Raw genomic sequence first — 22383 nt, forward strand, 5'->3', positions numbered from 1 at the left:
ATGGCGAGGAGCGCTGCACAGAAGCGAAGCGTCAAGGCGGCCAAGCCCGGTTACGTGCTCGATGACCAGATCGGCTTCATCCTGCGCCAGGTATCGCAGCGTCACGCCGTGATCTTTTCCCGCGAGATCGGCATCAACCTGACGCCGACGCAATGGGCGGCGCTGTCGAAGCTGTCCGAGGTCGGGGCATGCTCGCAGAACCAGCTCGGGCGGCTGACCTCGATGGATGTCGCGACCATCAAGGGCGTGATCGATCGCCTCACCGCACGCGGCCTGACCGAGACCTCGCCCGATCCCGACGACGGCCGCCGGCTGATGGTGAGCCTGACGCGCGCTGGTCAGCAGATGGCCGACAAGGCCGCGCCGAATGCGCTGGTGATCTCTAGGGAGACGCTGGCCCCGCTCGACGCCAAGGAGCGCGAGACCCTGATGGCGCTGCTCGGCAGGCTTCGCTGACACCATCTATCACCGTCACCCTGAGGTGCTCGCCTCTTCGGCGAGCCTCGAAGGGCGACGGCCCGGCTCTCGCCGCGCAGATCTAGCCGGGCCATCGACCCTTCGAGGCACGCTGCGCGTGCACCTCAGGGTGACGGGTCATCTTTCGAGCGCACTTCGCCACTATCTTCGCCTTCCACGGGCAGCCGACGTCGCATCCGGACTATGTCGCAATACCCAGCACCAGCGCGACGGCGCCGACCAGCACCAGGCTGACGGCCCAAACCGTGTCCAGGTTAAACCAGCTCCGGGCCACGAATTTGAGGCCGAGATAGCGGTAGACCAGCCACGCCAGAGATCCGCCGGCGGCGATCATCGCGCCGGCATGGACGATGGAGACCAGCACGGCCATGGTGAGGCTGGTCTCGATCAGGGAGTTGGCGGCGGCGTGGCCTTGGTCCGGTTCGGCCTCGCGACATAGTCCGAGATAGATCGGCACCAGCATCAGCGCTGCGCCGTGGGCGATCGCCACCGCGAAGGACCACAAAGCGAGTTGCGTCGGCGGGATCCGCGCCAGGGCCCGCGGATGGCGGCGGTCGATCAGCCGATAGATGCCGAAGGCGATCACAAGCAGGCTGGCGCCGATCCGGATCGTACGCTGCCATTCGACGAGGGTGATCAGCAGCGCGAAGGGAAGGATCACGAGCAGCATCGCCAGCAGGTGACCTATTGCGAGCGGGCCGAGCGCGGCCAGCAGCGCGCGCGAACTCCTCTGCATCAATCCAGCCGAAACCGCGAGCGGCCAGCCCATGCCCGGGTTGATCCCGTGGTAGAGGCCGCTCGCGATGACCGCCAGCCACAGCCAGGCCGGTGTCCAGTCGGCTGCACTCACATTCAGGCCGACGGATAGCAGAACGAATCCGTCGAGCAGTCGCCGCCGTCCAGCCGGATCTGGTGCGCGCGGTACCCGTCGGGGAGGCTGACCCAGTAGTCCTTTGCCAGTTCAAGCCCGCCGCCCGGGCCGGCATTCGCCATCACCTCGGCGCCGGGAATGCCCTGCGGATAGAACTGGTCGTCCCAGGTCGAGTACAGCGAATTGGTCCAGTAGACCCGCTTGCCGTCGCGGCTGATCTCGACCATCTGCGGACCGCCGGCAAATGCCTGTCCGTTGGGATGCGGGGTGCGGCTGACGATGCCGCCGATGCGGACCGATCCGGCGAGTTTTGGCTTGCGCGGATCGCTGACATCGTATTGGCGCATCTCGCCGGTGGCCCAGCAGGAGACGTAAAGGAATTTGTCGTCCATCGACAGGTCGATGTCGGTCACCAGCGGCGGCACGGCGCCGAAACCCTGCAGCAGCGGCGGCAATTGCTCCTTCGGCGCGGGCTCGGGCGGGATCGTCGCCGTCTTCTCGATGTGAAACTTGCCGCCCTCGCGCCACCAGGTCCAGATCGATCCTTCGAGGTTGGTGGTATCGACCACGACGCCGACGAAGCCGTATTCACGAACCGGATCGTGAGCGGGCCGCACCTCCAGCGCCATCTGATGGTTGGCGCCGAGATCGATGGTCTGCACATTGCGGCGCGCCCGCAGATCCCAGAAGTGGATGCGATGGCCGTATTTGTTCGAGAGCAGGTCCTCCGGCACGATGCCGTTCTCGAACTGCGGCGGCAGCGCCCATTCGCTGCTCACCATGTAGTCGCGCGGCAGGTTCCACCAGAAGTCATAGTGCTTGGTCTGGGGACCGCGATCGATTTCCCAGCGTCCGAGCACCTCGAAGGTCTCGCAATCCATGATGAAGACGCCGGGCGGTCCATCGGTGCCGTCCTTGCCTCCGCCGCCGAGCGTGGAGACATAAATGCCGTCCGGTCCGCAGTGGATGGTATGCGGCCGCGAATAGCCGGTCTTTCTGAACACCTCCTCGGGCTCGATGATCTTGTGGATCCTGGCCTGCGTCGGATCCGGCTTGGTGTCGATGATGTAGATCCGCGATGACCGCATGCCGGGAACAATCAGATAGCGGCGCTCGATGAAGGCATGTCCCGCAAGCGGAGATAATGCCGAGGAACATGCGTTCCAACCGAAGTGGTGAAACTCGTCGCCCTTGTTGGGCATCGTCACGGTGTGGACGATCTTGCTGTAGGTCGGCGAGCCCGGCTTGACGTCGATCACGGCGAGCGCGTCGGGCTTGGAAAAGTCGGGGCTGAGCAGCACGGTGTAGGCGAAGTTCTCCGCCGGAGCTTCCATCGCAAGCTTCGGCGACGCGTGAAACGTGGGATCTGGCCTCATCGTCATCGTGCTGCCTCCTGTTTGCCTGGTGTGGACCAACACGGCGCGGCGGCATGCGGCAGGAACTTAATCGTCGCGTGGCTCTTGCGAGCGCCGCCGGCTAGGTTCGCGTGGCGGCACGATACACCTCAATGATGACAGGTGGAAACAAGGTTCGGTTACAGGGCGGCGCGGCAAAGGCGCGCGGCGCTTTACTGTTCCCTACGGACCAATTTCTCACCGTCACCTCCGCGCAGCGGCAAAGCCGTTGCGAGGGGTGACGGGTCACACATCGCGTCTACTTCGCCACGATCTCCGGCACCTTGCCGGCGGGCGGCGTGTTGCGGCTGCGCTGGGTGCGGACGATGCCGTCGATGATGGTCATGCCGATTCCCGGGAGATCGCCGAGCTGCACGCTGTGCAGAAGGTTCTTGCCCGGCGAGTGCTGCGCCATGTCCATGATGACAAAATCGGCGGAGCGGCCGACCTCGATCAGGCCGCAATCGAGCTCGCGCATTCGCGCGGTGTTGCCGGTCGCAAGGCAGAATGCCAGCTCGGCCGGCAGCTCGCCGAGCGAGGACAATAGCGAGACCATCCGCAGGATGCCGAGCGGCTGCACGCCGGAGCCGGCCGGCGCGTCGGTGCCGAGGATCACGCGATGCAAATCGCCCATCTCGCGCGCGGTGCGCAAGGTGAACAGCGCCGAACGCTCATTGCCGTTGTGCACGAGCTCGAGGCCACGTTTGCAGCCCTCGCAGATGCAGCGGATCTGATCGTCGGGCAGCGCGGTGTGGCCGCCGTTGATATGGCCGACCACGTCGGTGTCGGCTTCCAGAACGACGTCCTTGTCGATCAGGCCGGAGCCGGGAATCGAAGGGCCGCCGGTGTGGATCGTACTTTGAATGCCGTATTTGCGCGCCCAGCCGACCATTTTCCGCGCCGTCGGCCCGTCCTTCACGCCACCTAGCCCGACCTCGCCGAGCAGCTTGACTCCGGCGGCGGCCATTTCCTTGAAATCGTCCTCGACCATCTCGCATTCGATCACGGGCGCGCCGGCATGCACCTTCACGCCGCCCGGCCGCAGCGTCCAGAATGCGCGCTGCGCGAAGATCGCCATCGCCTTCACGCCGACCACGTCGCGCGGCCGGCCGGGCATATGCACCTCGCCCGCGGAGATCATGGTGGTGACGCCGCCATGCAGATAGCTGTCGATCCAGCTGGTCTGGTTCTGCCGCGGCGTCCAGTCGCCGGCGACGGGATGGACGTGGCTGTCGATCAGGCCGGGCGCGACCGTCGTTCCCATGGCATCGACGATCGTGGTGGCGCCCTCGGTGTCGACGTCCTTGAGGCGGCCGATCGCGGTGATCTTGCCGTTCTCGGCGACGATGGTATCGGCGTCCAGGATCGGCTTCTCCAGCGCTCCCGACAGCAATAGCCCGATATTGCGGATCACCAGCTTGCTGGGGCCGGTGGCCTGGGGCGCGTCGTGAGCCATGGGTGCTTTCCTTCGTTTCTTTCCGAAATTGCCCGGGAATTTGAGCCCGGCTTGACTTTTCGATCAAGCTGGATTATTCGTTTGTATACGAATGATCGTATACAAACGATCCGGCCGGTCAACGGGGTTCAAGTCCCTTTCCGCCGCAGCACAAATCAGGGATTGGTGCGATGAGCAATTTCAACCAGGAAAGCGTCCTCAGCGTTCATCACTGGACCGACACGCTGTTCTCCTTCAAAACCACGCGCAATCCGTCGTTCCGCTTCCGCAACGGCGAGTTCACCATGATCGGGCTCAAGGTTGGCGAGAAGCCGCTGCTGCGCGCCTACAGCGTCGCCAGCGCGAATTACGAGGACACGCTCGAGTTCTTCTCGATCAAGGTTCCGGACGGCCCGCTGACCTCACGCTTGCAACACCTGAAGGAAGGCGACGAGATCATCGTCAGCCGCAAGGCCACCGGCACGCTGGTCATCGACAACCTCGAGGACGGCCGCAACCTCTATCTGATCGGCACCGGCACGGGGCTTGCGCCGTTCCTCAGCGTGATCAAGGATCCCGAGACCTATGACCGCTTCGAGAAGGTCGTGCTGCTGCATGGCTGCCGCCGCGTCAAGGAGCTCGCTTATGGCGAGATGATCACCGAGAAGCTGCCGCAGGACGAGCTGATCGGCGATCTCGTGCGCGATCAGCTGATCTACTATCCGACCGTGACGCGCGATCCGTTCCACAACCGCGGCCGCATCACCGACCTCATCACCTCGGGCAAGCTGTTCGCCGACATCGGCCTGCCGGCGCTCGATGCCGCGCATGACCGCGTCATGATCTGCGGTTCGCCGGCGCTGGTCGCCGACACCCGCACGCTGCTGGGCGGCCGCGGCTTCGTCGAAGGTAATCACGGCGAGCCGGCGCAGTTCGTGGTGGAGAAAGCGTTCGCCGAGCGCTGATCTTCGTAGTGATCTCCAGCCCCGTCATTGCGAGGAGTTTGGGGCAAGATTGCAAGGCAATTTTGCGCTGAAGCGATGAAGCAATCCATCTTCCGGTACAGCCGGGAGCAATGGATTGCTTCGCGTCGCTTGCGGATGATGCGTTACGGCCTGACCGCGGGCGTCTCGATCGGCATGCCACGCGCCCGCGTCATCAGATAGAGCTCGAGCTCGACCAGTTCGGGCGAGCCGTAATCATAGGCCTGCGCCCGAATGCCGGTGATGCAGGCGCGCAGCCGCCGCTGCAACGATCCAAGCGATTGCCATTCCAGCCGGTACAGCGGATAGCCGGTCGGTTGTCCCTGCGTGATCGCGCTGCCCGCGAGCTTCTTGTCCCAGACATCGTCGTGGCAATTGGTGCAGCCGAGATTGAGCTGGCCTTGCCGCTGCATGAACAGCGCGTGGCCCTTTTCGATGAAGGGCGCCAGCTCGGGATCGTCGTCCGCTGCGATCGGCATGCCACGTGACTGCTGCGCGACATAGGCTGTCAGCGCCAGCAGCTCGCGGCTTTCATAGGCGAATGGCGATGCCTGCTGATGGTTGGTGCGGCAGAGATTGATCCGCGCTTCGAGGTCGACCGGTCTCCCCAGCGCCTTCTCGAAGGCCGGGTAGTGCGCCGCGACGCCCTTCATGCTGACGCGCGCATCATTGTGGCAGTCGGCGCAGGCCTTGTCCGCGCTGCCAGCCTTGCGCTTCCACAGGGCCTCGCCGTCGAGCACGAACAGCATGCCGGGATTGGCGGTGTCCTCGTCCTGCATCGCCCTGGTGTCCGCGCTCATGAAGCTGTAGCCGGAGCGGCGTTCAGATAGCGGAATCTCCGCGGCGAGCGCCGCGCCCGCCACCGCCGTCAGCAGCGCGATGCAGACCGCAATCCTCATTCGACCGTGATCGAAGCCTGCGCGGTCTCCGAAAACCCCTTGTCGCCGATCCACTCGAACTCGAACTTGCCGCTCTCGGTCACCGTGGTGAAGAAGGTGATGAATGGGTTGGCGGCGATCGCCGGATAAAGATCGGCGCGAAAGATCTCCGTGCCGTTGAAGCGGCAAGTGAAGCTCGTGATGATGTCGCGGGGCACCACGTCGCCCGAGGCGGTGTGGCGATAGCCGGTCTCCATGATGTGCGACATCAGCGTCTTGATCTCGATGACGCTGCCGCGCTTGGCCTTGGCCGGCACGTTGATCAGGGCCGACGGCATCAGATCGCCTCCTCGGTGCAGGCGGCGAGCGTCACCACGACATCAGCGGTTGTCGACCAGAACGTATCGTCGGACAGCCGTGCGATGGCGGTGACCTTCTGGCTGTCGGCGAGACGAATGCGGGTCGATATTTGCGCGCGTCCGGCGCGCGGCCCGAGATGGAAATTGCCGATATTCGGCTGTGGATTCTTCTCGTTGAAAACATGGATGCTCTTCACATACTCGTCCGCCGTCATAGGGCTCGTGACGCTGACCGTCATCGGCACCGTGTTGCCGTTCTCGACCAGCGGCGGAATGTCGAGCTTGACCCTGCCGGTACGTACATTGGCTTCACCGACGACATTGCGGATCGCAGCCGACAGCATCGCCGGCGTTGCTTCCGCGGGATGCACGATCACCATCACTGCGGCGCCTCCGGCGAGGCCGAGAACCGTGCGGCGTGTGGTGTGGTTTGAATTCGCCATCGATTGATTGGTCCTAGTTCCGCAACGTTAGAAGATAAGCCACGATGTCCTCGATCTGCTCCGCCGACAGGATCGGCTTGCCGCGCCATGACGCGCCGACCCGCGTGAGGCCGTCGACGCGATAGTAGGACGGCATGATCGTCGCCGTATTGAGGTGCGAAGCGTCGGCCAGCCGGAGCCGCAACTGTCCCTCGGACCAGCGGCTGCCGCTGCCGGTGAGGTTCGGCGCGAGGTCGCCCTGGAACGCCTGCTCGGGAAATGGGCCGCTGTGGCAGAGGATGCAAGTGGAGGAACGCTCCACGATCAGTGCACGGCCGCGCGTGACGTCGCCTTTGGTTCCCGTCAGCGAGGCAGGAATCGCATCGCCGACCACCGTGTAGGGCCGCAGTTGCTCGGCGCCGGCGGGCGCGCAGGCTGCGAGTAGTGCCGCAGCGAGCAGCGTTGCGAGAGCGAGCCTAGCCAAAGGCGTCTCCCGTGATGGTCTTGAACCAGTCGAGCGCCTGGTTGGCCTCGCGCTGCTGCACCTCGCGCGGCGCGTCGACCGGGCTCGTGGTCACCTCGGCTTCGGCGTACTGGTCTTCCTTGGGCTGATAGATGCCCTTCAGCGAGAAGGCGTAGCCCGGCGCCACGGTGTTATAGCAGGCGCCATCGAGCCGCGGCGTCTCCGGCGCCTTGCCTGCCAGCGCGTTGACGATCGCGGCCGCGCAGGCCCGGCCTTGCGCCGCCGCCGCGGAAGCGGATTTCGGAATCCCGCCGGCGATTGCGGCATCGCCGATGACGTGGATATTGGGCACCAGCTTGGAGGCAAAGCTGATCGGATCGATCGGGCACCAGCCGGTGTGGTCGGCGGCGCCGGCGATCTCCGCGATCCGGCCGGCCCGCTGCGGCGGGATCACATTGGCGACCGCGGCGGTGTAGTTGCCGAAGTCGGTGATGATCTCGTTGGTGGCCGGATCGACCGACGTCACGCGCCCGCCTTGCGACAGTGCGATCCGCTCGATCATGCCGGGGTAGAGCTCCGCCCACGCCTTCTCGAACAACTTCTGTTGCGAGTAATTGTCCTTGGCGTCGAGCACCAAGATCTTCGACTTCGGCTTCGTGGCCTCGAGGTAATGCGCGATCAGGCTGGTGCGCTCGTAAGGCGCTGGCGGACAGCGCAACGGCGCGGCCGGTACCGCGATCACGACGAGGCCACCGTCATCCATCGCTTCGAGCTGCCTACGCAGCAGCATGGTCTGCGCGCCGGCCTTCCAGGCATGCGGCATCCTCTCGGCGGCGGCCTCGTCATAGCCGGGCAGGGCGTCGAAGCGCATGTCGATGCCGGGAGCGAGCACAAGGCGGTCATAGGAGAGCGTTGTGCCATCAGAGAGCGTGATGGTGCGCGCCTGCGCATCGATCTTGGCGGCCGCTTGCGCGACGACGGTGATGCCGTCGGCCGCAATCTTGTCGTAGGTGAATTGCTGTGCGGAGAGTTCGCGCAAGCCTGCGATCACCTCGTTGCTGAACGGGCAGGCGGTGAAGGTCTTGTTCGGCTCGATCAGCGTGACCTGGAGTTTCGCATCAAGCCGCCGCAGCGCCCGCGCGCAGGCCGCGCCGCCAAAACCGCCGCCGATCACCGCGATCCGCGGTGCGCCTAGCGCCAGCGATGGACGCGCCAGCGCCGCCGCTGCGACGGCAGCGGCGCCACGGACCACATCCCTGCGCGTCGGATGACGCGTGACGGCCATGCACAAGAATCCGGAAAAAGGAAGCGGCGGCCGGTCGGACCGCCGCTTCTGGTTTGATCAGGCGAAAGAGATGTTCTGGTTGCGCAGCGGGAAAGAGCGGATGCGTTTTCCCGTCGCCGCGAAATAGGCGTTGAGCACCGCCGGCGCCGCAACGCCGATGGTCGGCTCGCCGACGCCGCCCCAGAACCCGCCACTCGGCACCATCACTGACTCCACCTTGGGCATTTCGTTGATGCGCATCGAGTTGTAGGTGTCGAAATTGGTCTGCTCAATGCGGCCGTCCTTCACGGTGCAGCCGCCGTAGAACAATGCGCTGAGACCGTAGACGAATGAGCCCGCGATCTGCCGCTCCACCTGCGCCGGATTGACGACATAGCCGGGGTCGGTGGAGGCGACGATGCGGTGCACCTTGATCTTGCTGCCGTCGGTCACCGAGATCTCGGCGGCGCCGGCAACATAGCTGCCATAGCCCATCACCTGCGCGATGCCTCGATAGACACCCTGCGGCGCCGGCGTGCCCCAGCCGATCTTCTCGGCCACGGCGTTGAGCACGGCGAGATGCTTGGGGTGCTTGCCCATCAGCTTGCGGCGTAATTCGAGCGGGTCCTGACCGGCGGCCTGGGCTAGCTCGTCCATGAAGCATTCCAGGTAGATCGCGTTGTGATTGACGTTGACGCCGCGCCAGAAGCCCGGCGGGACGTGCGGATTGCGCATCGCATGCTCGACCAGCAAGTTCGGCACCGCATAGCCGATCGCGGCCTCGCCGGACTGCGCGACACCCTGGAACGCGGCGGGGTCCATGCCGTTCTGCAGCGCTTCCGGGCGCACCGAGAACAGGATGGATTGACCCGACAGCCGGTAATGCAGCGCCACCAGATTGTTGTCGGCATCGAACGCGCCGGTCAGCTTGCACTGCGTGATCGGGTGATACTTGCCGTGCTGCATGTCCTCTTCGCGCGACCACAACAGCTTGATCGGCGTGCCCGGCATCTGCTTGGCGATCGCCACCGCTTGCCGCACATAGTCGGTCATGCCGCGCCGGCCGAAGCCGCCGCCGAGCATCAGCTTGTGCACGTCGACCTTCTCTGCCGGCAGGCCGGAGGCCTCAAGCGCCGCCGCGAACGCCGCCTCGCCATTCTGCGTGCCGCACCACACCTCGCATTTGTCGGGCGTGTAGAGCACGGTGGCGTTCATCGGCTCCATCGTGGCGTGGTTCTGGTAGGGATAGCTGTAGACAGCCTCGACCTTCTTGGCCGCGCTTGCGATCGCTGCTTTGGCATCGCCGTTCTGGTTGCCGACATAGGCCGGCTGCGCATTGTCGAGACCTTCGGCAAGCCACTTCGCAATCGTCTCGCTGGAGACCTTCGCGTTGTCGCCTTCGTCCCAGACGATCGGCAACTTGTCGAGCGCAGATTTGGCGTGCCACCAGGTATCGGCGACGACGGCAACGGCGCTGTCGCCCACCGGCACCACCTTCTTGAAGCCCTTCATGCCGGCAATCTTGGCTTCGTCGAAGCTCTTGATCTTGCCGCCGAACACCGGGCAATCCTTGATCGCGGCGTTCAGCATGCCCGGCAGTTTGACGTCGATGCCATAGGTCATCTTGCCGGTGGTCTTGTCGACAGTGTCGAGCCGCTTCAGGCCTTTGCCGGCGATGGTCCAGTCCTTCGGGTCCTTCAGCTTGACGTCGGCCGGCGGCTCGAGCTTGGCGGCGGCTTCGGCGACCTTGCCGTAGGTCGTGGTCTTGCCCGACGGCGTGTGGGTGATGACGCTGTTCGCGGCCTTGCATTCCGTGGCCGGCACCTTCCACTCGTTCGCTGCGGCCTGGATCAGCATCACGCGCGCGGTGGCGCCGCCCTTACGGACATAGTCCTGCGAGGTGCGGATGCCGCGGCTGCCGCCGGTCGAGAAATCACCCCAGGCGCGCTTGCGCGCGACGCTCTGGCCGGGCGTCGGATATTCGGTGGTGACCTTCGACCAGTCGCACTCCAGTTCCTCGGCGACGAGCTGGGCCAGGCCGGTGAGCGTGCCTTGGCCCATCTCGGAGCGGGCGATGCGGATCACCACGGTGTCGTCGGGCCGGATCACAACCCAGGCGTTGACTTCAGGCGCGCCATCGGCTGCGCGCACCACGGAGGGGCCGCCGAACGGCAGATCGAGGCCGAGCGCGAGTCCGACGCCGGCGGTTGCCGTGCCGATCACGAAGGTGCGGCGATTGAGTGTCGGCATGATGTGTTGGTTGACTTGCAGATTCATGGCTGCCTCCTCATGCGTTCGCGGCAGCATGGATCGCCTCGCGCACCTGTTGGAAGGTGCCACAGCGGCAGATATTGGTGATAGCGTCGTTGATGTCGTCGTCGGTCGGCTTCGGATTCTCTTTCAGTAGCGCCGCGACGGCCATGATCATGCCGCTCTGGCAATAGCCGCATTGCGGCACGTCGCTGGCGATCCAGGCGAGCTGTACCTTGTGCATCACGCCGCCCGCCGCGAGGCCCTCGATGGTGGTGATGTCCTTGCCGGCCACTTCGCTTACCGTCACGCCGCAGGAGCGCATCGCGACGCCGTCGATATGCACGGTGCAGGCGCCGCATTGTGCGATGCCGCAGCCGTATTTGGTCCCCGTCAGTCCGACATTCTCGCGAATCGCCCACAGCAGGGGCGTATCGTCCTCGACGTCCACATTGATCGTCTTGCCGTTGATTTTGAGGTTTGCCATCGCTTTCCCCTGAATGGTCCAATCCTCCGATTGGACTTCGGGGCGATGTTGGCCTTGAAACTGGAACGGTTCAAATCAAGAATATGCGCTTGCAGTGCGGAAGAAAGTTGATGGCGCGGTGTATGGTCGCGCTCCGCGCATGCAACATGCCTGTCATGCCTTTTGCGGTGAGGCGACGGCCAGCCGCAGGAAGCTCATGACGCTGCCGAGCGCGGCAAATCCGGCACCCAGCGCCAGCGCGACGGTTGCGCCCTCACGATCGGCGAGTGCGAAGCAGAGCGCGGCGAGTGCAGCGCCGGTGGTCTGTCCGGTCAGCCGTGCGGTCGCGACGATGCTGCTGGCGCTGCCGCTGCGATGCGGCGGCGCGCTCGACATGATCGCCTTCATGTTGGGGGTCTGGAAGAAGCCGAAACCGATGCCGCAGATCATGGTGCGCCAGACGATGTTGGCAATACCGGGCTGGGCCGGCAGGGTCGCGAGCAGCACCATGCCGAGGCCCAGCAGCAGCATGCCGATGCCGCCGAGGATGCCGGCCGGATAGCGATCCGACAGCCGGCCGCCGATCGGCGCCATGAAGGCGACCACCAGTGGCCAGGGCGTCATGAAGAAGCCGGTCTCGACCTGCGAGCGGTGCAGTATGTCCTCGAAGTAGAACGGTAACGATACGAAGGCGAGGCCCTGCACAGCAAATGAGCAGACGGCGGTTGCGGCCGACAGCGCGAAGATCGGACGGCGGAACAGGTCGATCGGCAGCATCGGCGCCGGATGGTCGGCATGCCGCCGGGTCAGGATCCAGCCGAACAGCAGGGCGCCGGCAAACTCCGAGATGACGAGCGCGGGCGCGGTCTTATGGGCGGCGCTGCCGATGCTGATGATGAAGAGCCCGAGGCAGGCGCAGGCCAGCGCCGCACCGGCGAAGTCGAAGGCGTGGGTAGCGCGCGGCGTCTTCGGCAGCGTCTTCATGCCGATCAGCAATGCGACGATGCCGAACGGAATGTTGACGGCGAACAACCAGGGCCACGGGCCGAGCGCGAGGATGCCGGAGGCGATGGTCGGCCCGAGCGACATGGCGCTCGCGACCACGAGCGCATTGTGGCCGAAGCCGCGGCCGAGCATCCGGCTCGGATAAACGAAGCGGACCAGCGCGGTGTTGACGCTCATGAGGCCGCTGGCGCCGAGCCCCTGCAAGGTGCGCGCGACCAGGAGGCTCGGCAGCGACCACGCCAGCGCACAGCCGAGTGACGCCAATGTGAACAGCAGGAGGCCGCCGATGAAGATCCGCTGGTGGCCGACGATTTCGCCGAGCGCACCGAGCGGCAGCAGCGTGGCGACCAGGGCGATCTGGTAGACGTTGACGACCCAGACCACCTCGGCAGGGCTGACATGCAGATCGCTGGCGATCGCGGGCAGCGCGATGTTGGCGATCGCGGTATCGAGCGAGGCCATCGCCAGCGCGGTGAAGATCGCGGCCACCGCCCAGCGTCGCTGTTCCCAGGGCAATCCATCGGTGATCGGCGCCGCAGCTGCGGTGGTCGGGGTCTTCTCGAGCATGCCTGAAAATGTCTCCGGGATCGCCATGTACTACGTCACCATCCCGTTCCCCAGCCGCGCCATTGCATGATGCGTATGCGAAGTGACGTTGCCGGACGCGGGGCAGGCTGCGGTCGAGGGGGCGGTCTCCTGGCGAGGGGCGGAACGAAGAGCACAGCTCGGGCAAATTGTGTCGCGAGAACGCCGAAATATGACTCGGCGGCCGCGCAACAAATTCAGTGTCGTCCCGGCGTAGGCCGGGACCCATAACCACAAATGGCAATTGTTGCGCGACGCTGGGGCCGCAGCCCTCTTCAACAACACAGCCCTGTGGTGATGGGGTCGCTGCCTTCGTAGGGACGACACCGAGATCGTGGCGCGTGAGCGCGATCGATCGAATTCGTGTTCCCGCGGTGTGTCAGACAACCGCACGCAGGCGACTTTCGGATAGCTTGCGTCACGGTCGCGATCGACTACGGTTGGCATACAAGCAGGCGCGACGTCAGATCGCGCCGCAAGAGGGGACGCGCGCTTTGCACGGACAGGCCGACCGGCGCAGCGAAGCCATGCGAAGCGCCAGGGAGGGAACCCGGCGCCGCGCATTCACGGGCCTCTGGATCACGGCGCTGCTGGCGATCCTCAGCTTCCTGGTCATCTATCCCGTTTTGATGCTGCTGCTCGGCGCGCTCACCGACACCAATCCGGTGGTCGACGGCATCCGTCTCAGCCTGAGCCATCTGTCGATCGCCAATTTCCTCGCCGTGCTTGCCAATCCGAATGTCGGTGAAGCGCTGCTCAACACGTTGATCGCCTGCGGCGGCGGCACGGTCATCGCGGTTGCGATCGGGCTGTTCTTCTCGTGGATCGTGGTTCGCACCAACACGCCGTTCAAGGGCTTCATCGCTGCGGCCAGCATCCTGCCGCTGTTCGCGCCGCCGCTGGTGGCGGGCGTGGCCTGGGCGATCCTCGGCTCGCCGAAGACCGGGCTGATCAACACGATGTTCAAGTGGATGGGCTCCGACCTGCGCATCGATCTCTATTCGATGTGGGGCCTGGTGTTCGTGTTCGGCATCTACTACGCGCCTTATGTCTACATGTTCACCTCGTCGGCGCTGCGCAACATGGACCCGAGCCTGGAGGAGGCCGCGGAAATCTCCGGCGCCAGCGCATTCACCACCCTGTTCACAGTGACGTTTCCGCTGATCATGCCGGCGATCGTCTCGGGCATGCTGCTGTCGTTCATCGTGATGCTCGGCATCTACGGCATCCCGGCCGTGCTCGGCGCGCCGACCAATCTGAACGTGCTGACGACCTATATCTTCAAGCTCACCAACTGGTCGCCGCCGCTCTACAACACCGCAGCGGCCGTCGCGATCATCCTGATGATGGTCACGGGGCTCCTGGTCTATCTGCAGCAGAAATTGCTCAGCGGGCGCAGCTATACGACCGTTGCGGGCAAGGCGTTCCGGCCGCGCAGCCTCGATCTCGGGCCGTGGCGCTGGGTCACCTTCGCGCTCGGGATCGTCTATCTCCTCATCGTCGTGGTGCTGCCGTCGCTGGCGCTGATCGTCGCGGCTTTCCGCAAATTCATGTTCATTCGCGACGCCGCCAGCCTGTTCGACATGCGGCAGTACTCGCTGATGCATTTCGAGAGTATCTTCGACAATCCGCTGACCATGAGGTCGATCTACAACGCGATCGAGGTCGGAATCATCACCGCCGTCGTCGGCGGCGCGCTCGCCTTTGCGATCGGCTACACCATCCATCGTACCCGCGTCGCCGGGCGCGGCGCCATCGACCTGATCTCGACGCTGCCGGTCGCAATCCCCGGGCTCGTGGTCGGCGTCGCCTATCTCTGGGCCTGGATCGGCGTGCCCGGCGGGCTCTACGGCACGATCTGGATTCTCGCGCTTGCCTTCATCGCGCGTTTCATGCCCGACACCGTGAAGGCGCTGTCGACCTCGTTCCTGCAGATCCATCGCGAGCTCGAAGAGGCTGCCTGGGTTTGCGGCCGGGGCATGCTCGGCACCATCAGGACGATCGTGCTGCCGCTGGCGCGGCCGGGCGTGCTGGCGTCGATGACGCTCCTGTTCGTGTTGGCGATCCGCGAACTCGGCTCGTCGCTGTTCCTCTACACCAGCAACACCATGGTGATGTCGGTGCTGCTGCTCGACTATTACGAAGGCGGCAACATCGGCAAGACCGCGGCCTTCAGCCTGGTGCAGACCGTGCTGCTCGGTGTCCTGATCGGCGGCGCCAACTGGCTGTCGCGCGGGGCGGCGCAGGGCAACGTGGCGCGGACCGGATAACGAATAAGGGGAGGATTGGCGATGGATAGACGAACCTTCACCACACTGGCCTTGGCGAGCGTCGCAACGCTCGCGCTGGCGCCGGCGGCGCGGGCACAGGAGTTCGGCTCGGCGGAATTGATCGCCGCTGCAAAAGCCGAGGGCAAGCTCGTCTATTACACCGCGAACTTTGCCGAGATCGAACAGCAGGTGATCAAGGCGTTCAACAAGCGCTTTCCCGAGGTCAAGGTCGAGATGGTCCGCGCGCCCGGCGGGCAGCTCATCACCCGCGTGAAGACCGAAGCCGCGGCCGGCAAGCTGATCGCCGACGTCGTCGACCACTCTGATCGCGCGCTGATGCAGCCGCTGGAGGATCTGTTCCAGGACTATGCGCCGCCGAACGCGGCCGATTACAGCAAGGACGCGCTGATTTCGCCGAAGCTGTGGCCGCGCGCCACCATCGCCTGGTCGATTGGCTACAACACCGAACTGGTGAAGGATCCGCCGAAATCCTGGATGGATCTGACCAAGCCGCAATACGACAAGCTGATCGGGCAGGTGTTCGCGCAGTCCGGCGGCACCACCTGGACCCGGATCATGTTCGAGCGCCAGGTGCTCGGCGAGGACTACTGGGCCAGGCAGGCCGCGACCCATCCCGTGCTCTATCCCTCCGGCGCGCCGACGGCCGACGCGCTGGTGCGCGGCGAGATCGCGATCGCGCCGCTGCTCTACAACGTGATCTACCAGAAGAAGAAGGACGGCGCGCCGATCGAGATCTTCTTTCCGCCCGAGGGGGCGCCGGTCAATCCCTATGCGAGCGGCATTCCGAAGACGGCCGCCCATCCCAATGCGGCAAAGCTGTTCCTGAACTGGTGCCTGTCGAAGGAAGGACAGACCTTCATGATCAAGGAGCTCGGCAATCTCACCTCGTTGAAGGAGCCGCCGGCATTTCCGGAGGGCTTCGATCCCAAGGTGGTCAAGCTCTGGTATCCAAAGTTCGATGAGTACGTGAAGCTTCACGCGGCTTGGGTCGCGGACTGGGACAAAATCTACGGGTATCGGCAATAGGCTGATGGTGTAGCGATGACGGCAACGCTCGAGGTCAGCGATCTCAGGAAACAGTTCGCGATCGGCCGCCCGGCGATCGACGGCGTCAGCTTTGGCGTGCCGGCCGGCGAGATCGTGGTGCTGCTCGGGCCGTCCGGCTGCGGCAAGACCACGACGCTGCGCTGTGTCGCCGGGCTCGAGCATCCGACCGATGGCGAGATCAGCATTTCCGGGCGGGTGGTGTCGTCGCCGGCGCGCGGCATCCTCGTGCCGCCGCGCCTGCGCAACCTCGGCATGGTGTTCCAGTCCTATGCGGTGTGGCCGCATATGACGGTGCGGCAGAACGTGATCTATCCGTTGAAGCACCGCACCGTCGGCCGCACCGATGCCGCCCGCATGGTCGACGACGCACTGGCGCTGGTCGGATTGTCCGACTATGCCGACCGGCCGGTGGTGGCGCTCTCAGGCGGGCAGATGCAGCGCGTCGCGCTGGCGCGCAGCATGGTGTACCGGCCGCAACTCCTGCTGCTCGACGAGCCGCTGTCGAACCTCGATGCCAAACTGCGCCTGCGGCTGCGTGACGATCTGCGCGTCATTCTCAAGCAGACCGGGATGACCGCGCTCTACGTCACCCACGACCAGGCCGAGGCGGTCGTGCTCGGCGACCGGATCGGCGTGATGCGCGACGGCAAGCTGCTGCAGATGGACACGCCGGACGTGATCTACAACCGTCCGGCCGATCTGTTCGTCGCCAATTTCACCGGCGCGACCAACGAGCTCGCCGGCACGCTGGTCGCGTGCGACGGCGGCTATGGATTGGTCGATTTCGGCGACGGCCGGCGCGGTGAGGTCGCGCTGTTCCAGCGGCTTAATCCCGACGAGAAGGTGCGCGTGGCGCTGCGGCCCGAGAACATCGCGATCGGCCGGCCCGATGGCGCCAATACATTTGCGGCGAAGGTGCTCGACCGGCGCTACCAGGGCACGCAGACCGCCTACGGCATCGAGCTGTTCGGCAAGCGGCTGGAGGCGATCGAGCTCGGCACCGCCGCGCGCCATCAGGTCGGCGTCGAGGCGCAGGTCGCGCTGCCGCGCGAATGCCTGTGGGCCTACCGTGACAATGGGTCGGTGTCCCAAGACTAAACAGAATCTACTGAGCAGAAGCTACTGCAGCGCCATTCCCGAAGTCTTGATCACGGTCGTCAGCTTCTGCTGATCTGCCTTCATCAGCGCGGAGAGCTCGTCGAGCGACATCGGCTTGCCCGGAATATTGGCGAGCGACAGCTGGCGCTGCACGGCGGGGTTCTGCAACGCCTTGTTGATCGCCGCATTGATCTTCTCCAGCAGCGGCGCCGGTGTCGCTGCCGGCACGTAGATGCCATACCAGGGAACGTAGGCGGCCTCGGCAAAGCCCGCCTCCGCGATGGTCGGGACGTCGGGCAGGTCGGGCACGCGCTTGTCGGTGAACACCGCGAGCGGCTTGACGCTGCCGGCCTTGATGTGCGGCAGCGCAAGCTCGAGCGAGACGATCTCGAAATGCATCAAGTTGGTCATCAGGTCGATCAGGGCCTGCGGCTGACCCTTGTAGCCGACATTGGTCAGCTTGATGCCGGCGACCTGAAACAGCTTTTGCGCACTGAGGTCGATCGACGAGCCGGTGCCGGGATTGCCGAAATTGAACTCTCCGGGCCGCTTGCGGGCCAACTCGACGAATTCCCCGATGCTGTTCACCGGCATCGACGGATGCACCAGCGCGACGCTCTGATTCCACACCGCAAGGCCGACGCACTTGAAATCCCTTGCCGCGTTCCAGCCGGCGTCCTTGTAGAGATCCGGGTTGACGAGCAGCGCGGGGCCGGTGACGACCCAGGTGTAACCATCCGGCTCGCTGCGTGCGACGGCTGATGTGCCGATATTGCTGTTGCCGCCGGGCCGTGCCTCCACCACGACGGTCTGCTTCCAGTCGCGGCCGACCTGCTCGGTCACGGCGCGCGCGACGATGTCGACGATGCCGCCGGCAGGGTAGGGCACGATGATGTGGATCGGCCGGCTCGGATAATTGTCCTGCGCCCGAACAGCAACGCCGCCGGACAGCGCCGTGATTGCGGCCGCAAGCAAGGCCGTGGCGGTTGCAATGCCGCGCATCTCTCCCTCCCGATGTCTCCCGCATCGTTCGTGCGATGCGTGGTCTAGTTGTCGGCCACCAGCGAACGGATGCTGCGGGCGAGCCCGAGGATACGCGGCCCGCATTCGCGCTCGATCTGCTCGGCGCTGAAGCGGAACGAGGGGATGCCGCAATTGACCGACAGGCACTCGCCGGCGGGCGTGCGGTACAGCGGGGCGGCGACGCCAAAAATCTCGCGACGCCATTCGCCGAGCGAGACTGCGAAGCCGCGCTCGTTGCAGAGCTCGATGTCCGGCAGCGTGCGCCGTTCGACGTAGTCGAGCTCCTCGGGGCGCTCGGCCTTCACGCGCGCGACATAGGCGTCGCGTTCGTCCTTGGTGAACAGCGACAGCAGCGCGCGCCCGACCGCGGTCGGCGCCAGCGAAGAGACAAAGCCAACGTCAGGCACGTGCGGCACGGCGTCCGTGGTGCGCAGTGTTTCGACATAGATGAAGTCGAGCCCGAACGGCATCGCGATCGATACCGTGCCACCGGTATAGGCGGCGAAGTCACGCATCAGCGGACGCGCGAGCTGGCGGACCTTGAGCGACGATAGCACCGGATAGGCGGCGGCAAGCACGCCGAGCCCGAGCACGAAGCGGCCCTTGGCGTCGCGCCTGAGATAGCCGAGCTGCTCCAGCGTGTAGCTCAGGCGCGAAACGGTCGGCCGCGACAGGCCGGTGTGTTCGGCAAGCTCCGCATTCGAGAGCGGGCCGGCGTGGTTGCGGAAGGCCGCCAACAGATCGAGCCCGTGCGCCAGGGTGGTCGCAAAGGAGGGATCCGCCTGAGATTCGAGAGTGGACAATGCCGCCATACGAAATAATGGTCTCAAATGGCCATAAATGTCAATATATCGAAATGAATTTGCAAATCGTTTCGATATAGGGTTATCTCGCGCCCAAAATACGGGAGGCGGCATGGATTTCGATCTGTCCGAACGGTCGGAGCGGTGGCGGAAAGATCTGTTGGCCTTCTTCGAGCGAGCGGTGCTGCCGCGCCATCGCACCTGGCTCGACCACGTCCGCGCGCACAGCGACACGCCGCCCTTCATGGCCGAGCTGCAACAACAGGCGCGCGCGGCGGGCCTGTGGAATCTCGGTCTGCCCGAACTGGCAGACGATGAACCGGGCACGCGCCTCTCCAATCTCGACTACGCGCCGTTGGCGGAGATCATGGGGCGGTTGTTCTGGGCGCCGGAGGTGTTCAACTGCCAGGCGCCCGACGTGCCGAACATGATCGCGTTGCAGGCCTGCGCAACGCCAGCGCAGAAGAAGCGCTGGCTGGCGCCGCTGCTCAACGCCGAGACGCGCTCCGCCTTCGGCATGACCGAGCCCGATGTGGCCTCGTCCGACGCCACCAACATCGCAACGCGGATGGTGCGCGACGGCGACCATTACATCATCAGCGGCCGCAAATGGTTCATCACCGGCGCGGCGCATCCGCGCTGCAGCTTCCTGATCGTGATGGGCGTCACCGATGCCGGCGCCGAGCGCACCAGCCGGCATTCCTGCATCATCGTGCCGATGGATGCGCCCGGCGTGCGGCTGGTGCGACGACTGCGCTGGATGGGCTGCGAGGACCATGTCGCGCCGATTGGTGAACTGGTGTTCGACAATGTGCGGGTGCCGGTGGAGAATCTGCTCGGTGCCGAGGGCGAGGGTTTCAAGGTTGCGCAGATCCGGCTCGGACCGGCGCGCATCCATCATTGCATGCGCTCGGTCGGGCTCTGCGAGCTCCTGATCGAGCTGATGATGGCGCGCGCCGCGGAGCGCGGCGCATTCGGGCGCACCGTGATCCAGTACGATACCGTGCAGCGCTGGATCGCCGAAGCCCGCGTCGAGCTGGAGCAGGCACGGCTGCTCGCGTATCGCTGCGCCTGGCGGCTCGATCAGGCCGGCCATCACGGCGCCTGGCGCGACGTCTCGCTGATCAAAGTTGCGGTGCCCGCAATGCTGCAGAAGATCGCCGACCGCGCGATGCAGGTGTTCGGCGCGATGGGCGGCTCGGACGATACGCCGATCCATCAGGCGCTGGCGTGGGGACGGCTGCTCCGGATCGGCGACGGACCCGACGAGGTGCATCTGCGGCAGATCTTCCGGATGGAGCCGATGCCGGAATGGTCGATCGCCAATTCGCCCTATCTTGCTGCACATCCCGCCTGAGCGGCGCTACAGTGTCCACTAGACTTTCCTGAAACGAGGCGCCCTTCCGATGACGATGACCGAGCAAGCCCGAGACGCAAAGCCCGCCGCGATCGACAAGGAGCGGCTGCGCCTGAAATATCAAGAGGAGCGCAACAAGCGGCTGCGTCCTGACGGCAACGACCAGTATCTCCAGATCAAGGACCAGCTCGCGCATTATCTCGAGGATCCCTACACGCCGGTGGTGGAGCGCGCGCCGAAGACCGATCACGTCACCTTCGCCTTCATCGGCGGTGGCTTTGCCGGGCTCGCCACCGCGACCCGGCTGACCGAGGCCGGGGTCAAGGATGTCCGCATTGTCGAGAAGGGCGGCGATTTCGGCGGCACCTGGTACTGGAACCGGTATCCCGGCGCGCAGTGCGACACGGCGTCGATGGTCTATATGCCGCTGCTCGAAGAGACCAGCCACATGCCGACGGAGAAATACGCGCATGCGCCCGAAATCCTGGCGCACTGCCAGCGCATCGGCCGGCAGTTCAATCTCTACGACAACGCGCTGTTTCACACCGAGGTGACGAGCCTCGATTGGGACGCGGCGCAATCGCGCTGGATCGTCCGCACCACCAGGGGCGACGCCTTCACCGCGCAATATATCGGCATCGGCACGGGCCCGCTGCATGTGCCGAAGCTGCCCGGCATTCCCGGCATCGAACGCTTCAAGGGCCACTCGTTCCATACCAGCCGCTGGGATTACGACTATACCGGCGGCGATCCCCGGGGCGCGCCGATGGGCAAGCTTGCCGACAAGCGCGTCGGCATCATCGGCACCGGTGCAACGTCGGTGCAATGCATTCCGCACCTCGCGCGCGCCTGCAAGGAGCTCTACGTGTTCCAGCGTACGCCGTCGTCGGTCGACGTGCGCGGCAATGGACCGATCGATCCCGACTGGTTCGCCGATATCGCAACGCCGGGCTGGCAACAGCGCTGGCTGGAGAATTTCACCGCCAACCAGGCCGGCGGATCGGCCGAGGAAGACCTGGTTCAGGACGGCTGGACCGATCTGTCGAAGCGGATTCGCGCCAAGGTGATGCTGCTGCCGCGTGAGCAGCGGACCGTGGAAAACATGCGGGCGGTGTTCGAGGATTCCGACTTCGAGAAGATGGAGGAGATCCGCAACCGGGTCGACAGCATCGTCGGTGATGCCGAGACGGCCAGGAATCTGAAAGCCTGGTACGGCCAGCTCTGCAAGCGGCCGTGCTTCCACGACGCCTATCTTCAGGCGTTCAACACGCCCGGCACGCATCTGGTCGATACCGATGGCAAGGGCGTCGAAGAGATCACCGAGAACGGGATCGTCGTCGCGGGCAAGGAATACGAGCTCGACTGCATCATCTACGCATCGGGCTTCGAGGTCGGGACCGAATATCGCAGGCGTGCGGGCTTCGATCTGACCGGCCGCGACGGCATCAAGCTGTCGGCGCATTGGGCCAAGGGTATGCGCACCAAGCACGGTATCCACGTGCACGGCTTCCCCAACGTGTTCTTCGTGCAGCCGACGCAGGGCGCCAACCTCATTTCCAACGTGCCGCACAATTTGACGGAAGCGGCGCGGACCATCGCCTTGATAGTCGCTCACGCGCAGGACAACGGCTTCAAGGAGATCGAAGTCAGCAAGGACGCCGAGGATCGCTGGGTCGAGCTGCTGCTGACCGCGGTCGGCCGAATGATCGGCGGGCCCGATTGCACGCCAGGTTATTACAACAATGAGGGCCGCGAGCCCGGGCCTGCCGCCAAGCTCAATGTCGGCTATCCGGCGGGCGCGTTGGCCTACTTCAAATACATCGACGGCTGGCGCCGCAGCGGCCAGTTCGAAGGCGTGCAATTCCGCTGAGGGATGCGCGATCGGGACTGATCTTCGCCAAACGAGGGAGTG

The 22383-nt window shown here is 65.0% G+C and carries 20 protein-coding genes; 7 read left to right on the forward strand and 13 right to left on the reverse strand.

Features of this window, described 5'->3' with window-relative positions; genetic code table 11:
- Positions 1–456, forward strand: a complete 456-nt coding sequence (locus ACE103_RS12600; protein ID WP_223968158.1) for a MarR family winged helix-turn-helix transcriptional regulator — start codon at positions 1–3, stop codon at positions 454–456.
- A gap of 202 nt (positions 457–658) precedes the next feature.
- Here ACE103_RS12600 and ACE103_RS12605 read toward each other — a convergent pair whose 3' ends face one another.
- The 3 genes from ACE103_RS12605 to ACE103_RS12615 form a co-directional block, all read right to left on the reverse strand.
- Complete coding sequence (locus tag ACE103_RS12605) at positions 659–1327, reverse strand: hypothetical protein (RefSeq protein WP_375779681.1); 669 nt, start codon at positions 1325–1327, stop codon at positions 659–661.
- A gap of 2 nt (positions 1328–1329) precedes the next feature.
- Positions 1330–2730: a selenium-binding protein SBP56-related protein gene (locus tag ACE103_RS12610; protein ID WP_375779682.1), complete on the reverse strand. Its 1401-nt coding sequence runs from the start codon at positions 2728–2730 to the stop codon at positions 1330–1332.
- 271 nt (positions 2731–3001) lie between these two features.
- Entirely contained in the window at positions 3002–4198 is a 1197-nt protein-coding gene (locus tag ACE103_RS12615; RefSeq protein ID WP_375779683.1) for an amidohydrolase family protein, read from the reverse strand.
- Positions 4199–4368: 170 nt separating this feature from the next.
- On the opposite strand from ACE103_RS12615, the gene ACE103_RS12620 reads away from it, so the two are divergent.
- Entirely contained in the window at positions 4369–5142 is a 774-nt protein-coding gene (locus tag ACE103_RS12620) for a ferredoxin--NADP reductase (protein ID WP_212311330.1), read from the forward strand.
- A gap of 143 nt (positions 5143–5285) precedes the next feature.
- Here the strand turns inward: ACE103_RS12620 and soxA are convergent, their stop codons facing one another.
- The 8 genes from soxA to ACE103_RS12660 all read right to left on the reverse strand — a co-directional run bounded on the left by soxA (position 5286) and on the right by ACE103_RS12660 (position 12834).
- Positions 5286–6059 carry a sulfur oxidation c-type cytochrome SoxA gene (soxA, locus tag ACE103_RS12625; protein WP_375779684.1) on the reverse strand — a complete coding sequence of 258 codons (774 nt, stop codon included), beginning with the start codon at positions 6057–6059 and terminating at the stop codon, positions 5286–5288.
- Positions 6056–6376 carry a thiosulfate oxidation carrier complex protein SoxZ gene (gene soxZ / locus ACE103_RS12630; RefSeq protein WP_223968153.1) on the reverse strand — a complete coding sequence of 107 codons (321 nt, stop codon included), beginning with the start codon at positions 6374–6376 and terminating at the stop codon, positions 6056–6058. Before soxZ ends, soxA begins: the two co-directional genes overlap by 4 nt.
- Complete coding sequence (locus tag ACE103_RS12635) at positions 6376–6840, reverse strand: SoxY-related AACIE arm protein (protein WP_375779685.1); 465 nt, start codon at positions 6838–6840, stop codon at positions 6376–6378. Before ACE103_RS12635 ends, soxZ begins: the two co-directional genes overlap by 1 nt.
- Before the next feature lie 13 nt (positions 6841–6853).
- Positions 6854–7303, reverse strand: a complete 450-nt coding sequence (gene soxX, locus ACE103_RS12640; protein WP_375779686.1) for a sulfur oxidation c-type cytochrome SoxX — start codon at positions 7301–7303, stop codon at positions 6854–6856.
- Positions 7296–8567 (reverse strand): FAD-dependent oxidoreductase, encoded by a 1272-nt coding sequence (locus ACE103_RS12645; protein ID WP_375779687.1) that lies wholly within the window; start codon positions 8565–8567, stop codon positions 7296–7298. Before ACE103_RS12645 ends, soxX begins: the two co-directional genes overlap by 8 nt.
- Positions 8568–8624: 57 nt before the next feature.
- Positions 8625–10823: a molybdopterin cofactor-binding domain-containing protein gene (locus ACE103_RS12650; protein WP_375779688.1), complete on the reverse strand. Its 2199-nt coding sequence runs from the start codon at positions 10821–10823 to the stop codon at positions 8625–8627.
- Between the two features lie 10 nt (positions 10824–10833).
- A complete protein-coding gene (locus ACE103_RS12655) occupies positions 10834–11283 on the reverse strand; it encodes a (2Fe-2S)-binding protein (protein ID WP_375779689.1) in 450 nt (149 codons plus the stop codon).
- Between the two features lie 153 nt (positions 11284–11436).
- Positions 11437–12834, reverse strand: a complete 1398-nt coding sequence (locus tag ACE103_RS12660) for an MFS transporter (RefSeq protein ID WP_375779690.1) — start codon at positions 12832–12834, stop codon at positions 11437–11439.
- Positions 12835–13379: 545 nt separating this feature from the next.
- Here ACE103_RS12660 and ACE103_RS12665 point away from each other — a divergent pair.
- From ACE103_RS12665 to ACE103_RS12675, 3 genes are read left to right on the forward strand one after another with little or no spacing between them, the layout of a single operon-like run.
- Positions 13380–15122, forward strand: a complete 1743-nt coding sequence (locus ACE103_RS12665) for an ABC transporter permease (RefSeq protein ID WP_375779691.1) — start codon at positions 13380–13382, stop codon at positions 15120–15122.
- Positions 15123–15143: 21 nt separating this feature from the next.
- On the forward strand, positions 15144–16169 hold the full coding sequence (locus ACE103_RS12670) for an ABC transporter substrate-binding protein (RefSeq protein ID WP_375779692.1): 1026 nt from the start codon (positions 15144–15146) through the stop codon (positions 16167–16169).
- A gap of 15 nt (positions 16170–16184) precedes the next feature.
- Positions 16185–17288 carry an ABC transporter ATP-binding protein gene (locus ACE103_RS12675; protein ID WP_375779693.1) on the forward strand — a complete coding sequence of 368 codons (1104 nt, stop codon included), beginning with the start codon at positions 16185–16187 and terminating at the stop codon, positions 17286–17288.
- Positions 17289–17309: 21 nt separating this feature from the next.
- Here ACE103_RS12675 and ACE103_RS12680 read toward each other — a convergent pair whose 3' ends face one another.
- Positions 17310–18290 carry a Bug family tripartite tricarboxylate transporter substrate binding protein gene (locus ACE103_RS12680; RefSeq protein ID WP_375779694.1) on the reverse strand — a complete coding sequence of 327 codons (981 nt, stop codon included), beginning with the start codon at positions 18288–18290 and terminating at the stop codon, positions 17310–17312.
- Positions 18291–18334: 44 nt separating this feature from the next.
- Complete coding sequence (locus ACE103_RS12685; protein ID WP_375779695.1) at positions 18335–19123, reverse strand: IclR family transcriptional regulator; 789 nt, start codon at positions 19121–19123, stop codon at positions 18335–18337.
- A 103-nt stretch (positions 19124–19226) separates the two neighbouring features.
- On the opposite strand from ACE103_RS12685, the gene ACE103_RS12690 reads away from it, so the two are divergent.
- A complete protein-coding gene (locus tag ACE103_RS12690; RefSeq protein WP_375779696.1) occupies positions 19227–20471 on the forward strand; it encodes an acyl-CoA dehydrogenase family protein in 1245 nt (414 codons plus the stop codon).
- A gap of 49 nt (positions 20472–20520) precedes the next feature.
- Positions 20521–22341, forward strand: a complete 1821-nt coding sequence (locus ACE103_RS12695; protein WP_375779697.1) for a flavin-containing monooxygenase — start codon at positions 20521–20523, stop codon at positions 22339–22341.
- Positions 22342–22383 lie beyond the last annotated feature (42 nt).

Origin of the sequence: Bradyrhizobium sp. ma5 (assembly GCF_042258955.1) — a bacterium.
Classification (GTDB): domain Bacteria; phylum Pseudomonadota; class Alphaproteobacteria; order Rhizobiales; family Xanthobacteraceae; genus Bradyrhizobium.